Genomic DNA, 13,083 nt, shown 5'->3' on the forward strand with positions numbered 1-13,083 from the left:
GTCCGATGTCCCAGGACAAAATGTCCGATCAGCTCGCTTCCGGCAGCCACATCGTGAATGTGCTTCCGGAACCGAGGTGACTTTCGGCCGTGATCTGCCCGCCCTGGCGCTTGATCAGCGTCTGGCTGATGGAGAGGCCGAGCCCGGTGCCCTGCCGCCGTTTCGTGGTGTAGAAGGGATCGAATATCTTCTCGATCACCTCTTCGCTCATGCCGATGCCGGTATCGGCGACCTCGATGGCGACGCCTCGATGGCCGTCGCGCTCGGCATCGAAGGAGCGGAGCGTCAGGGTCCCGCCATCAGGCATGGCGTGGATCGCGTTGACGATCAGATTGACCAGCACCTGCTGCAGCTCGTTCCGGTTCATCAGCACGAGCCGATTGGCGCGATCCTCCCTGACCACGGCGATCTCGGTCTTGTTCAGAAGATGCTGCACCAGCGGCAGGCAGTCGGAGATGACGCTGGCCGGCGCATGGCGCTCGACATAGCCGGCATATTCCTCCGGCCTTGCAAACTGCAGAAGCTTGGTCACGATCTGGCTGATGCGGTGAATCTGCTCGTCGAGCAGGCGAAACTCGACCTTGGCCTTGTCGGCCTCGGCCCCGAACACGCTGCGGATGACGTCGAGGTTGCCCTGCATCACCGCGATCGGATTGTTGATCTCGTGGGCAACGCCGGCGGTGATCTCGCCGATCGCCGCCAGCTTCTCGGACATGACGAGCTGCTTGGTGGTGGCCTCGAGCTTGAGATTGGCGTGCTCGAGGTCCCGGGTGCGCTCCAGCACGCGGACGTTCAGCTCCTCGTTCCATTCGCGCAGCTGCCGGTCGCGTTCCTGGATCTGGTCGAGCAGGCCGTCGAGATGAACCGCGACGCGGCCGATCTCGTCACCGGACACCGGCATCTTGGTGCGGGCGGACAGGTTGCCGCGCTCCACCTCGGCGATCGTCGCCGTGACGCGCTCCAGCGGCATGAAGATGGAGGTCGCCCAGCGCAGGAAGATCGGTACGGTCGCGGCGGTAATGGCGATGAAGGCCGCGATGATGATCAGCAATGTCTGGTATTTGGCTTCGCTGAACGGCTTCTCCAGAAAGCCGACATAGAGCATGCCGACTCGCTTGCCATAGCTGTCGACCAGCGGCTCGTAGGCGGAGATGTACCAGTCATTGACGACGAAGGCGCTGTCGAGCCAGGTGCGCCCCTCGCCCAGCACGGCCGAGCGCACCGCCGCCGACACGCGCGTGCCGAGCGCGCGCCGCCCCTCGAACAGACGGACGTTGGTCGAGATCCGCACGTCGTCCAGGAACAGCGTCGCGGTGCCCTGGCTGCCCTCCGGCAGGCTCGCGGCGCGATAGACGAGGTCGTTGATCGTGTCGATGAATTCGAGATTCTGGTTGAGCAATGTGCCGCCGACCAGCGCCGCGGCGCTCCCGTCGGGCAGCATCGCCCGGCTCGCCGCATGCACCACCATGCCGCGCGTCTCCGTGCTGCGGTCGGTCGGCACCGCGTTCGGTGTCGGCACGAGGTCCAACCGCGCGCGCTCGGCGAGGGCCGGGGAAATCGCGGCGAGCTCGTCATTGCCGAAAATGTCGACGCCGGTCGCAGCGGCCTGCCCCGACAGCGCCGATGTGATGATCGGCCAGTCGCGTCGCGGTTGATGCTGCAAAGGCGGCGACGAGGCCAGGACCTCGCCGCGATCGTTGGTCAGATACAGGAAGTCGAGACCGATCTCCTTGCGGGCCTCGTCGAGCAGATCCCGCAAGGAGCCGCGCGCATCCGGCGCCAGCACCTCGTGGAAGCGGGCCGACAGGCCGAGCGCGCGGACCTGGACGCCGGTCTTCTCCAGGATGCGGGCGAGATATTGATGGGCGATGGTGAGGTCGCCGTTCACCTTGGAAATCAGGGTCGCGTCGAATTTCGCGTTCCAGCGATAGATCGCGACGCCGAGCAGCAGCGGCAGGATGACCAGCATCGGCAGCAACGCGATCGCAAGCAGCCGGAAGCGGACGGAGCGTCCCCGCACCAGCTCGCCGCTGCGGCCGGCAGCATCAGACATCCCACAACGCGCATTTGCGGTCGATGGTCTTGCGCGAGATGCCGAGGCGCCGGGCCGCCTCCTCGCGATTGCCGCCCACCTCCTTCAGCACGCCGAGAATGTGACGGCGCTCGAGCTCGGCGAGGCTGTCGGCGGGCGCCGACTGACCGTCGTTGCGCGGACCGGCGAAATCGTCGGGAAAGGCCCCGAGGATCAGCGTGCGCTCGATCAGATTGCGCAGCTCGCGGACATTGCCCGGCCAGTCATAGCTTGCGAGCGCCGCCCGCACCGAGGCGTCGATCGGCACCGGCGGCATGCCGAGCTGGACCGACAGCTTGCTCATGAAGATGCCGGCAAGCTCCAGCACGTCGTCACCGCGATCCTTCAGGAGCGGCAGGCGGATCTGCACCACGTTGAGCCGGTAGAACAGATCGGCCCGGAAACGGCCCCTCTCGACCTCCTTCTGAAGCTCGGCATTGGTTGCGAAGATGAAGCGCAGATCGACCGGAACTTCACGCTCGGAGCCGACCGGGCGGACGCGGCGGTCTTCGAGCACGCGGAGTAGCTTGCTCTGCATCGGCAGCGGCAGCTCCCCGATCTCGTCGAGGAACAGCGTGCCGCCATGGGCATGCAGGAACAGGCCCTCACGCCCCGAATCGGCGCCGGTGAACGCGCCCTTGATGTGCCCGAACAGCTCGGCCTCGATCATGTCGGGCGGGATCGCTGCGCAATTCACCGGCACGAACGGCTTGTCGGCGCGGTCGGACAGCGAGTGGATCGAGCGCGCCGCTACCTCCTTGCCGGTGCCGGATTCGCCGGTGAGGAGAACCGAGGTCGGCAGGGGCGCGACCCGTGCGATGGTCTCGCGCACGCGCAGCGTCGGTGCCGACTGCCCGATCAGGTTGTCGCGCAGAAAGGTGCGGTCGGACGAGGCACGCAAGGCATAGCGCAGGACGTAGTTCTCGCGCTGGAGGCGGACACGGTCGAGGCATCGCGCCACCGCGTTGAGGATCTGGTTGGAGCGGAACGGCTTGAGCACGAAATCGGCCGCACCCGCGCGCAGGGCCTGGATCGCGGTGTCGAGGTCGGCAAAGGCGGTAATCAGGATGGCGTCGGCGAAAAAGCCGACGGCGCGCTGCTCGGCAAGCCAATCGACGCCGTTCTTGCCCGGCATGATGTTGTCGAGAATGACGACGTCGTAGCGGTTGGAATCGAGCTTGCGCGAGGCCTGATCGGTATCGGCCGCCTCGTCCACCAGCTTGCATCGCGGTCCAAGCGTGCGCACCAGGAAATTGCGCATGCCCGGCTCGTCGTCGACGATCAGGATGGAGGCCTGCGCCAGCGCGCCGAACTCCGGCCCTGCCGTCGTCTTGCCGGGCTTGACGGCAGGCTCGCGGCCCGCCGCGGCAGGTGCGGCTGCGCTAGCCCTCGATGTTGAGAAAGTCATGCCCGATGTCTTAGGTTTGAGACCATCCACGCAACCGCCCACGCCTTTCGCATTGCAGCGAAACCCGGCTGTCTCCCCGACGGCGCAGCATAGTCAAACGCCGCCGCCGTGAATATGCACCTTTCTACGGGCCGTCGCCCTTTTCGACCAGGAACACGATGCGGGCCTCGTTGCGCTCGGTGATCTCGACCTTGTCGCCGGTCTCGCGGATCAGATTCGGAATGTCAATCACCGACAAGGGATCGGTGCAATGAACCTCGAGCTGATCGCCGGGCTGCAATGGCTTGAGCGCCTTGCGCGTCTTCAGGGCGGGTAGCGGACATTTCAGTCCGGTGAGATCGAGCATCGTTCTGGTCATGGGCGCAACATGGCGGGACGAAGCGATGGCGTCAACGCAGGGCCGCTACAGCAGATCGGCGTAGGACAGAAAGCCGACATCCTGCCCCGGCTCCACGCCCGTGATGCTCTCACCGAGCTCGACGAGGCCCTCGGTCTCGACCAGCGAGGACAGAAGTCCCGCTCCCTCGCGCGGAAACTTGATGGCCTCGAGCCGGCCGTCCTGCGCGCGTCGCAGGGAAACGCGCACATATTCGCGCCGGCCCGCCTTCTTCTTGTAGGTAAACGCGGCGCGCAGCGGGATCGGCGTCAACGGCTCCGGCGATCCGCCCGCTAGCGCCAGCACCGTCGGCCGCACTACATGGACGAAGGTCACGAAGCTCGCGACGGGATTGCCGGGCAATCCGATCAGCGGCGTGCCGTCGATGATGCCCATCGCCACGGGCCGGCCGGGCTTGATCGCCATCCGCCACAGCACCAGCGAGCCGATGCTCTCGACCGCCGCCTTGACATGGTCCTCCTCGCCGGTCGAGACGCCGCCGGTGGTGAGGATCAGGTCGTGGCGACCCGCCACCTGCTTCAGGCCGTTCGCAAGCGAGGTGCGCTCGTCGCGCAGAATGCCGAGATCGCTGATCTCGCAACCGAGCCGGCGCAGCATCGCCATCAGCATGAAGCGGTTGGAATCGAACAGCTGCGAGGGCGCGCGCGGCTCGCCGGGCGAGGCCAGTTCGTCACCGGTCGAGAACACCGCGACGCGAATGCGCCTGACCACGTCGAGGCTGGTCAGACCGAACGCCGCCGCCAGCGCGACGTGCTGCGGCCGCAAGCGCTGACCCGCGCGCAGCGCGACATGTCCCTGCGGGATGTCCTCACCCGCGGGCCGGACATTGGCCCCACGCTTCAGCCCCGGCGGCAGCACGATCCTGCCGGCCGCATCGACGCGGACATCCTCCTGCATGAAGACGGTCTCGGCATCGGGCGGCATCGGCGCGCCCGTGAAGATGCGCGCGGTGTGGCCGGGCTTGATCGGTGCCTGGGCGAGCCCGCCGGCCTGGATGCGGCCATCCAGCGGGAACGCCTGCTCGGCGCCAACAGGAAGATCGGCGCTGCGCACGGCATAGCCGTCGACGGCCGAGTTGGTGAAGGGCGGCAACGGCAGCGGCGCTGCGACGTCGCGCGCCAGCACGCGCCCGTCTGCGTCGGTGAGCGCCACCGTCTCCAGATCGGCGATCGCGTTGACGCGCGTCGTGATCAGGCCGACGGCGTCGTCGACCGACATCATCGGGCCGCCAAAGGCAAAGCAATCGTCCGACAGTTGCGCCATGGTGCCTCGTCAGCGTATCGCGGCGCTTGCCGCCACCACTTCCTCGACCGGCATCGCCGTGCGCAGCAGCAACGCGGCAGCAGCCTCGATGTCGTCGAGATGGACAGTCGGCAGGTGAGTGTCAATGGCGGCGTCGGTCGCGATCCCGGCAATCCCGGGATCGTCGGGAAACAGCAGCGGCTTGCCGTTGGCCGCGCGATGCACCTCGATCTTGCGGTGCGGCTCGCGCTTGAAACCCTCGACCACGACGAGATCGACCGCGGACAGCTTGCCCAGTAATTCCGGCAGCCGCGGCTCTGCCGCGCCGCGCAATTCATGCATCAGAGCCCAGCGGTTTGACGAGGCAACCAGCACCTCGGCCGCGCCGGCCTCGCGATGCCGCCAGGAATCCTTGCCGGGCACGTCGACGTCGAACCGATGGTGCGCATGCTTGATCACCGAGACGCGCAGGCCTTGCGCGTTGAAATGCGGGATCAGCCGCGCCAACAGCGTGGTCTTGCCCGCCCCGCTCCAGCCTGCAAGGCCGATGACTTTCATAACCGTTCGATCTCCGCCAACGGCTCGCTGGCCGATGGAACCTCCGGCTTCTCCCCGTCATTGCGAGCGCAGCGAAGCAATCCGGACTGGCTCCGTGGAAAGATCCTGGATTGCTTCGCAGCGCCTGTCATCGGGCCGCGCTTCGCGCGGACCAGTTGGCTCGCAATGACGAACAGAGGCATTTTGCTCATTCCCCGCCATGCATATATCGGCTTGACCCGAATGTCATGCTAACCTCGCCGCCATGATGAAGATCGACAAAGCTCCGGTGCCCCTGATCGTCCCCAATCCGGACGACCCGCGCCTGACCCAGAGCGTGACCGGCACCGACCAGACCGGCGCCAGGGTCGAGATCAAGGTGCCGATGGAGCGGCCGCTGACGCTCTACCTGAATGCCCAGGAGATCGTCACCATGATGACGATCGGCGACTATCCGGAATATCTCGCGCTCGGCTATCTGCTGAACCAGAACATGCTGAAGTATAACGACGCGGTCACCGAGGTCGAATACGACGACGATCTCCAGGTGGTCGTGGTGCGCACCGAACATCACACCAATTTCGAGGCCAAGCTGAAGAAGCGCACGCAGACCTCGGGCTGCGCGCAGGGCACCGCTTTCGGCGACCTGCTCGAAGCCGTCGAGAGCGTCGCATTGCCGAAGGCGGAGCTGCGGACGTCCTGGCTGTACCAGATGACGCAGACCATCAACACCATGCCCTCGCTCTATCTCGAGGCCGGCGCGATCCACGGCTGCGTGCTGTGCAAGGAGGGCACACCGCTCTGCTACACCGAGGACGTCGGCCGCCACAACGCCGTCGACAAGATTGCAGGCTGGATGTATCGCCACGGCGTCGACGCTTCCGACAAGATCCTCTACACAACGGGGCGCCTCACCTCGGAGATGGTGATCAAGACGGTCCGCATGGGCATTCCGATCCTGGTGTCGCGCTCCGGCTTCACCGCCTGGGGCGTCGATCTTGCAAGGCAGGTGGGCTTGACGCTGGTCGGCCGCACCCGCGGCAAGCGCTTCATCGTCCTCGCGGGCGAGGAGCGCATCGTCTACGACCAGAACCTTGCTTACGTCGAGGAGGAATCGGCGAAGCACAAGCGCAAGGGTGAAGGTGGTGACGACTAAATTTCCGGCCACGCAAGGTGTGCTGCTCGCCGGCGGCCTCGCCCGCCGCATGGGGGGCGGCGACAAGCCGATGCGCACGATCGGCGGCCGCACCATTCTGGACCGCGTGATCGCGCGCCTGAAGCCTCAATGCAGCGGGTTGATCCTCAATGCGAACGGCGATCCCGCGCGTTTCGCGGCCTTCGGCTTGCCGGTCGTCCCCGACGACGTGCCCGGCTTTCCTGGCCCGCTCGCCGGCATTCTCGCGGCACTGGACTGGACCGCGGCGAACCGGACGGGCGTCGAATGGGTGCTCAGCGCCGCCGGCGACTGCCCGTTCCTGCCGCGCGATCTGGTTGCCCGCCTGCATGAGGCACGCGAGCGCGCGAACGCCCAGCTCGCCGTCGCCGCGTCAGGCGAGCAGTCGCATCCCGTCATCGGCCTGTGGCGGGTTGCCTTGCGCGACGAGCTGCGCCACGCGCTGGTCGTCGAAGACCTCCGCAAGATCGACCGCTGGACCGCCCGCTATCCGCTGGCGACGGTGACGTGGCCCGCCGAGCCCCTCGATCCGTTCTTCAACGCCAACACGGTCGAGGACATCGCCGAAGCCGAGCGGCTGGCTGCGCTGGATGACGCGGCCTAAAGCATGATCCGGAAAAGTGCGCAGCGGTCTTCCGAAAAGATCATGCTTGAACAACAACCTGAAGCGCGATGGATTCATCCTCATCGCATCGCGCTTTGGCGGCGTTACGTTTTCGGAAACTCGTTGAGAAGCTGCGCCCAGATGATCGCGAAGGCGATCAGGCCGCAAAGGCCGAGGGCCGTGGTGAATCGCGGCAGACGGCCGATCGCAACCAGCAGCCAGGCCGGCAGAAAGAACGCCCCGAAGACCATGCCGAGCGGAAACACCGCGAGCCATTGAAAGCCGCTGCGGTCTCCCTGCGGGACATTGGCGATGTGATAGAAGGTGTAGAGCCAGAACAGCGTACCGATCGCCGCGACGATCGCAGCGAATTTGCGGAAATTGAGGGGGCGGACGCGGTCATGACTTGGCTCATGCCTCTTGGTCGCGACGGCGGTCACGCAAGTTCATGAGGGTCTACGCGGGCCGGAAGCCGGCCCGCTCCAGCGCCGCGCGCGCCTCGTCCGAGCCGAGGGCATCGAGAAACGCCTGTACCGCTGGACGGCCCTTGCGCGCCGTCACCAACGCAAAGTCATAATGCTCTTCCGCAAGTGGAATGAAACCGAGGCCGGCCGCAGCGGCGACCGGCGCAATGGTCACCCCCCAGTCGGCGCGGTGCTGGGCGACGGCCGCCGCGACCGCGTTGTGCGACCGCGGCTGGTTCCAATAACCTTCCGGCCGCGCGCCGCCGAGCAGCCGATCGATCAGGATGCGCGTGCCGGCGCCCTGATTGCGGTTGACCATGATGCAGGCGGGATCGGCGAGCGCAGCAGCAGCCGCTTGCTTCACGTCCAGGCCTTCGAAACGCGGGTCGCCCTTGCGGAAGACAATGCCCTGCATCCGCCGCCAGCCCGGCACCAGTTCGAGCCCGTCGACAAGATAGGGCGTGTTGTAGGTCTCGCTCGTGTCGTCGAACAGATGGATCGGCGCGACATCGCATTCGCCGCGCTTGGCGGCCGCAAGTCCGCCGAGGCTGCCGACGGCGATCGAGCGCGCGGTCAGGCCGGCATGCGCGAGCCCAGCCGTGACGAGATCGAGGCCGGTGCAATGGCTGCCGACGATGACGAGGTCGGGCACCCGCACATGCGGCGTGAACAGCGTCACCTCGGTTGCGGTCCCGGCCGGCATCTGGTCGGCGAGCGCGTCGATGCGCAAGAAACCATCGGCCTGCGCGAAGGACGTGATCGCGCCGGACCCCTTGCCGGAGGGATAGGCGATCAGGCCATCCCTGCCCTCGACCAGCGAGACCATGACGAACTCGGTGCGACCGAGCTCGGACGCGATGCGTACCGGCACCGTCGCGTTCACCTTCGCATCGGAGCGTGGCGGCAGGCCGGCCAGCCTGCGCAGCACCGGCACGATCATGTCGTGAAAGGTGAACATTGCCGAGGTCGGAAAGCCCGGCAGGATCACCACCGGCTTGCCGTCGCACACCGCAAGGCACAGCGGCTTGCCGGGCTTGAGCGCGACACCATGCGCGATGATGCCGGGCGCGCCGAGCCGGCCGATGATGCGATGGGACAGGTCGCCCGCGCCTTTCGAGGTGCCGCCTGACAGCACCAGCATGTCGGCATCCGCGAGCGCGCCGCGCATGGCCGCTTCGAGCTTGGCTTCGTCGTCCGGAATGGCGCCGAGGAAGATCGCCTCGCCGCCGTTCTCGTCGATCGCGGCCGCGACGATGGCGCCGTTGGTGTCGTAAATCCCGGCGGGGGCGAGCCTCTGGCCGGGCTGAACCAGTTCATCGCCGGTGGAGATCACGGCCAAGCGCGGCTTGCGCGCGACCTTCACCTCGGCGATGCCGCAAGCCGCCAGCATGCCGATCTCGCGCGAGCCGATGATGGTGCCGGCCCGCAGCAGCGCCTCGCCGCGCGCGATGTCGGATCCGGCATAGGACACGAATTGCCCAGGCGAGACGGCACGACGAACCTCGATCGTGTCGGACCCTGCCGGCTGGGTGTGCTCGACCATGACGACGGCGTCGGCGCCACGCGGCAGCGGACCGCCGGTGGCGATCGCCGTCGCGGTTCCCGCCGCAACTTGCAGCCTCGGCGCAGTGCCGCACTGGATCGTTTCGCCGTTCAACACAAGGCGCACCGGCTTGCCTTCGCCCGCCGCAACGAGATCCGCCGAGCGCACGGCAAAGCCGTCGACATTGGAGCGGTCGAAGGGGGAACGTCGACCGGCGCCGTGACGTCTTCCGCGAGGGCTGCGCCGAGCGTATCGGCAAGCTCGCGCGGCTCGGCCGGAATCGAGCGTGGGAACAACGCCGCCTCGAAGCGTGCCAGGGCTTCCTCCCGCGAGAGGATCTTGAGGAACTGTGCCTGTTCGAAACCGCTGCGGTCTTGCGGCGGGGTGATCATCGTCATGCCGAACCCATATCACTCCCGGAGCAGATAGGCATCGACCGGCATTCCTGCCGCAAATCCCTCGCTGTCGCCGGGAACGAGCAGCCATGCGTCCGCACCGGCCATGGTGTGGAACGGCCATTCCCCGACTGCGAGCGGCATCCAGGCATCACGCTCACCGCCCAGCAGAACGATCTCGGCGATGCCGCCGCTGGATGCGATCTTGCGCGCCAGCGGCAAAGTGATGCGTCGGCGTGTCCGGCGCGCCGTCAGGCGATCGACGAGCGGCTGCACCAGCGCGAGCCAGGCCGCGAGCGCAGCATCCGGCGAGCCGGGCAACGCCACGGCGGGAACCTGTCCGAGCCGACCGACCGCGGCAGTACGTCCAGGTTGAAGCGCAACGCCGTGTGCTTTCACCTCGCCCCGCCGGGCCAGCGCCATCACGGCGGCGTCGCGGCGGCCGACGCCGCTGCCGCCGACGGTCAGCACGAGATCACACGAGGAGGCGTCAAGCGCGTCGGCAATCGATGCTTCATCGCGCGCGCCGGCTTCGCGCGGTTCGACGTCCAGTCCTGCTGAACGCGCGAGACCGGCGATCATGTGCATCGTTGCCGTTGCACCCGGCACATTGACGATGCGCAGCCGCGGCCGCCGCACGCCGAGCTTCGCCAGGCCCGCAACACGTGCGAGCAGCAGATCGGCCGCACCGACCGGAGAGCCATCGGCCCCCGCAGGCGTGCGCGCCGCGATGTCGCTGCCGGCGCGCCTGACGCCCTGCCCCGGCACGGCCTCTGCCAGCACCTGCACGAGCGGCCCGGACACCTCCACCGTGTCGGCATCGAGCACACAGTCGCATCCCGCCGGCATCGCGTCGCCGGCCTCGATCCATGCCGGGGCTGTCGTCAAAGGCAGCGGCGAATAAGAGGATGCGCCGACCAGATCATTGGCGCAGAGCGCCCAGCCGTCAGTGGCGGCAATGTCGTGCGGCGGGTGGGCCGCAAGCAACGGAGCGCCCGCCGCGATGCACCCGGCCGCTTCGCGCAGCGGCAACTCCACCGGCGCAAGCGGCGCGAGCCCGCTCAGCAATGCGGCGAGCGCGGTGTCGAGCGGCGTCAGCGAAGGCGGCAGGCGCTGGGTCATGCGCCATGATGGACCATGCATCGCCCGCTTTGGCAACCGCCGGCGATGTGGGCCTCACCCGCCGGACCTGTCCGAATTCGGGAAGAACAGCTGCTGGCCGTCGATCTTGTAGGCGGCGATCGCACCCTGCCCCTCCGGCGAGGTCAGCCAATCGATGAAGGTCTGCGCGAGATCCTTCTTCACGTTGGGAAACTTCGCAGGATTCACCAGCGTCACGCCGTACTGATTGAGCAGCCGGCGATCGCCTTCGACGACGATGTCGAGATCGCCGCGGTCCCTGAACGAGATCCAGCTGCCGCGATCCGACAGCACATAGGCATTCGCGGCCCGCGCGGCCTCGAGAGCCGAGGCCATGCCCTGCCCCGCCTCGCGATACCAGGCGCCCTTGGCGGCCGCGATGTCGATGCCGGCGACGATCCAGAGCGCGAGCTCCGCGGCGTGGGTGCCCGACCGATCGCCGCGGGTCACGAACGGCGCGCCCTTGGCCTCGATCGCCTTCAGCGCGGTCACGATGTCCTTGCCCTTCACCGCCGCGGGATCACTCTTCGGCGCGATCAGAACGTAGTCGTTGTACATCACGTCGAAACGCTTCACGCCAAACCCGTCGGCGACGAATTTCTCCTCCTGCGGCCGCGCGTGCATCAGCACGACGTCGGCCTCGCCGCGTCGCGGCCCGTCGAGCACCTCGTCGGCGCGCCGCGCGATCACGGTCACCTCGATGCCGGTCTTGTCGCGGAAGATCGGCAGCAGATAGTCGAGCAGACCGGATTCCTGGGTCGCGGTCGTCGTGGCGAGGACGATGCTGCGGTCCTCGGCGAATGACGCCGCGATGCCCGCGGTGAGGCCGCAGAACAGCGCGAATGCAACGGACAGGCGGCCCATGATCAGGTTCCCATTGGCTATGACGCGATCATGATGCGGATCGAATGCGCCGCACTCGTGACGCGTTTGCGCGCTCCGCGCGCTCCAATCGGGAAATTTCGGCAAAGCTGCGCGCTTCGGAATCGTTCACCAAAGCAGAAATCGCATGCGAGGATGTGTTGCAAAGCAGCGAGATGATCAGGCATGGTTCCCGCGAACTCTTGAATTGCAGAACTTCCAGCCTGCGTCGAACGTCAAGAAGAAGTAAGAATTTGCAATAGGAATGCAGGATGGAATTCCTGACGACCAGCGAGGCCGCCGACTATCTTCGGCTCGGCGAGCGCAAGCTCTATGAACTCGTCACCACCGGCGCGATCCCCTGCACCAAGGTGACCGGAAAGTGGCTCTTCCCGCGACACGAACTCGATCTCTGGGTGCTCTCGGGCCTCGCGCGTCCAGCCGGCATGCTGATCGCGGAGCCGCCGCCGGTGGTGGGCGGCAGTCAGGACGAGCTCCTGGATTGGAGCCTGCGCGAATCCGGCTCGGGCCTGGGATCGATCAGCGAGGGTAGCATGCGCGGGCTCGAGCGCCTGCAGCGCAACGAGGTGATGGCGGCGGCGGTGCATTTTCACGGGTGGGACCCTTCCGACGATGTCGCCGGCGATGCCAGTGTCGAAGCGCTGCGCGCGGCGCCCGACCTGCATGATGCGGTGCTGGTGGCGTTCGTGCGCCGCGAGCAGGGGCTCGTGCTGCCGCCAGGAAATCCCAAGCAGCTGCACGGCCTGGCCGACGTGCTCGCGCTCGGCGCCAGGATGGCGATGCGGCAACAGGGCACCGGGGCGCAGATGCTGCTCGACGTGCTGCTGAAGCGCGCCGGCGCCACGACGCGGGATTTGCGCCGGGTCGAGACGCCGGCTCTCACCGGCCCGGACCTTGCCGAGCTGGTCCGCGCCGGCCAGGCCGATTGCGGCATCGCGACGCGTGCCAGCGCGCGCTCGGCGGGGCTCGATTTCGTGCCGCTGGTCTGGGAGAATTTCGACCTCGCGATGCGGCACCGCAGCTATTTCCGCCCTGCCATGCAGGCCCTGCTGCGGTTTCTCGGCGAAAGACGGCTGCGCCAGCGCGCCGAGGAGCTGACCGGCTACGATCCCTCCGCCGCAGGCCAGATCCGGTTCGCAGCCTGACATTGACGCCCGCCCCCGAATAGTTGCAAAAGAAACCAATTCAGCCGGGGGCACACCCGGGGCAACACCGGCCAGAAGCGC

11 protein-coding genes and 1 pseudogene are annotated in these 13,083 nt (G+C 67.1%); 3 read left to right on the forward strand and 9 right to left on the reverse strand.

All coding sequences use genetic code 11. From position 1 onward, the window contains the following. Window positions 1-28: 28 nt before the first annotated feature. From ACETMP_RS16470 to mobB, 5 genes are all read right to left on the reverse strand, one after another. Window positions 29-2,053, reverse strand: coding sequence for a cache domain-containing protein (locus tag ACETMP_RS16470; protein ID WP_375161755.1), 2,025 nt, complete (start codon window positions 2,051-2,053; stop codon window positions 29-31). Next, the gene (locus tag ACETMP_RS16475; RefSeq protein WP_375161756.1) at window positions 2,046-3,479 is read right to left on the reverse strand and encodes a sigma-54-dependent transcriptional regulator; all 1,434 of its coding nucleotides are present in this window, start codon (window positions 3,477-3,479) and stop codon (window positions 2,046-2,048) included. The genes ACETMP_RS16470 and ACETMP_RS16475 overlap by 8 nt, the downstream gene beginning before the upstream one ends. 124 nt (window positions 3,480-3,603) lie before the next feature. Beyond that, the gene (locus tag ACETMP_RS16480) at window positions 3,604-3,837 is read right to left on the reverse strand and encodes a sulfurtransferase TusA family protein (protein WP_028134664.1); all 234 of its coding nucleotides are present in this window, start codon (window positions 3,835-3,837) and stop codon (window positions 3,604-3,606) included. A gap of 45 nt (window positions 3,838-3,882) precedes the next feature. Then, complete coding sequence (gene glp / locus ACETMP_RS16485; RefSeq protein WP_375161757.1) at window positions 3,883-5,139, reverse strand: gephyrin-like molybdotransferase Glp; 1,257 nt, start codon at window positions 5,137-5,139, stop codon at window positions 3,883-3,885. A gap of 9 nt (window positions 5,140-5,148) precedes the next feature. Beyond that, the gene (mobB, locus tag ACETMP_RS16490; protein ID WP_028134662.1) at window positions 5,149-5,676 is read right to left on the reverse strand and encodes a molybdopterin-guanine dinucleotide biosynthesis protein B; all 528 of its coding nucleotides are present in this window, start codon (window positions 5,674-5,676) and stop codon (window positions 5,149-5,151) included. Between the two features lie 244 nt (window positions 5,677-5,920). Here mobB and fdhD point away from each other — a divergent pair, with 244 nt between their 5' ends. Both fdhD and mobA read left to right on the forward strand, forming a co-directional pair. Then, window positions 5,921-6,811: a formate dehydrogenase accessory sulfurtransferase FdhD gene (fdhD, locus tag ACETMP_RS16495; protein ID WP_028134660.1), complete on the forward strand. Its 891-nt coding sequence runs from the start codon at window positions 5,921-5,923 to the stop codon at window positions 6,809-6,811. Then, window positions 6,792-7,433 (forward strand): molybdenum cofactor guanylyltransferase MobA, encoded by a 642-nt coding sequence (gene mobA / locus ACETMP_RS16500; RefSeq protein WP_375161758.1) that lies wholly within the window; start codon window positions 6,792-6,794, stop codon window positions 7,431-7,433. Before fdhD ends, mobA begins: the two co-directional genes overlap by 20 nt. 104 nt (window positions 7,434-7,537) lie before the next feature. Here mobA and ACETMP_RS16505 read toward each other — a convergent pair whose 3' ends face one another. The 4 genes and pseudogenes from ACETMP_RS16505 to ACETMP_RS16520 all read right to left on the reverse strand — a co-directional run bounded on the left by ACETMP_RS16505 (window position 7,538) and on the right by ACETMP_RS16520 (window position 11,839). Continuing rightward, window positions 7,538-7,873, reverse strand: coding sequence for a hypothetical protein (locus ACETMP_RS16505; RefSeq protein ID WP_375161759.1), 336 nt, complete (start codon window positions 7,871-7,873; stop codon window positions 7,538-7,540). Between the two features lie 16 nt (window positions 7,874-7,889). Further along, window positions 7,890-9,838 (reverse strand): annotated as a pseudogene (locus tag ACETMP_RS16510) (molybdopterin biosynthesis protein). Between the two features lie 12 nt (window positions 9,839-9,850). Continuing rightward, complete coding sequence (locus tag ACETMP_RS16515) at window positions 9,851-10,957, reverse strand: molybdopterin-binding protein (protein ID WP_375161760.1); 1,107 nt, start codon at window positions 10,955-10,957, stop codon at window positions 9,851-9,853. 54 nt (window positions 10,958-11,011) lie between these two features. Further along, a complete protein-coding gene (locus ACETMP_RS16520; protein WP_375161761.1) occupies window positions 11,012-11,839 on the reverse strand; it encodes a substrate-binding domain-containing protein in 828 nt (275 codons plus the stop codon). A gap of 269 nt (window positions 11,840-12,108) precedes the next feature. Here ACETMP_RS16520 and ACETMP_RS16525 point away from each other — a divergent pair, with 269 nt between their 5' ends. Continuing rightward, the gene (locus tag ACETMP_RS16525; RefSeq protein ID WP_375161762.1) at window positions 12,109-13,002 is read left to right on the forward strand and encodes a substrate-binding domain-containing protein; all 894 of its coding nucleotides are present in this window, start codon (window positions 12,109-12,111) and stop codon (window positions 13,000-13,002) included. Window positions 13,003-13,083 lie beyond the last annotated feature (81 nt).

Source organism: Bradyrhizobium dasycarpum (assembly GCF_042019905.1).
Taxonomy (GTDB): domain Bacteria; phylum Pseudomonadota; class Alphaproteobacteria; order Rhizobiales; family Xanthobacteraceae; genus Bradyrhizobium; species Bradyrhizobium japonicum_B.

What these genes read in the sequence shown, in the direction of transcription:
- ACETMP_RS16525 (WP_375161762.1), top strand. Translation starts at nt 12,109, where the DNA reads ATGGAATTCCTGACGACCAGCGAGGCCGCCGACTATCTTCGGCTCGGC.
- ACETMP_RS16475 (WP_375161756.1), bottom strand. Translation starts at nt 3,479, where the DNA reads ATGACTTTCTCAACATCGAGGGCTAGCGCAGCCGCACCTGCCGCGGCG.
- ACETMP_RS16470 (WP_375161755.1), bottom strand. Translation starts at nt 2,053, where the DNA reads ATGTCTGATGCTGCCGGCCGCAGCGGCGAGCTGGTGCGGGGACGCTCC.
- glp (WP_375161757.1), bottom strand. Translation starts at nt 5,139, where the DNA reads ATGGCGCAACTGTCGGACGATTGCTTTGCCTTTGGCGGCCCGATGATG.
- ACETMP_RS16520 (WP_375161761.1), bottom strand. Translation starts at nt 11,839, where the DNA reads ATGGGCCGCCTGTCCGTTGCATTCGCGCTGTTCTGCGGCCTCACCGCG.
- ACETMP_RS16480 (WP_028134664.1), bottom strand. Translation starts at nt 3,837, where the DNA reads ATGACCAGAACGATGCTCGATCTCACCGGACTGAAATGTCCGCTACCC.
- mobB (WP_028134662.1), bottom strand. Translation starts at nt 5,676, where the DNA reads ATGAAAGTCATCGGCCTTGCAGGCTGGAGCGGGGCGGGCAAGACCACG.
- fdhD (WP_028134660.1), top strand. Translation starts at nt 5,921, where the DNA reads ATGATGAAGATCGACAAAGCTCCGGTGCCCCTGATCGTCCCCAATCCG.
- ACETMP_RS16515 (WP_375161760.1), bottom strand. Translation starts at nt 10,957, where the DNA reads ATGACCCAGCGCCTGCCGCCTTCGCTGACGCCGCTCGACACCGCGCTC.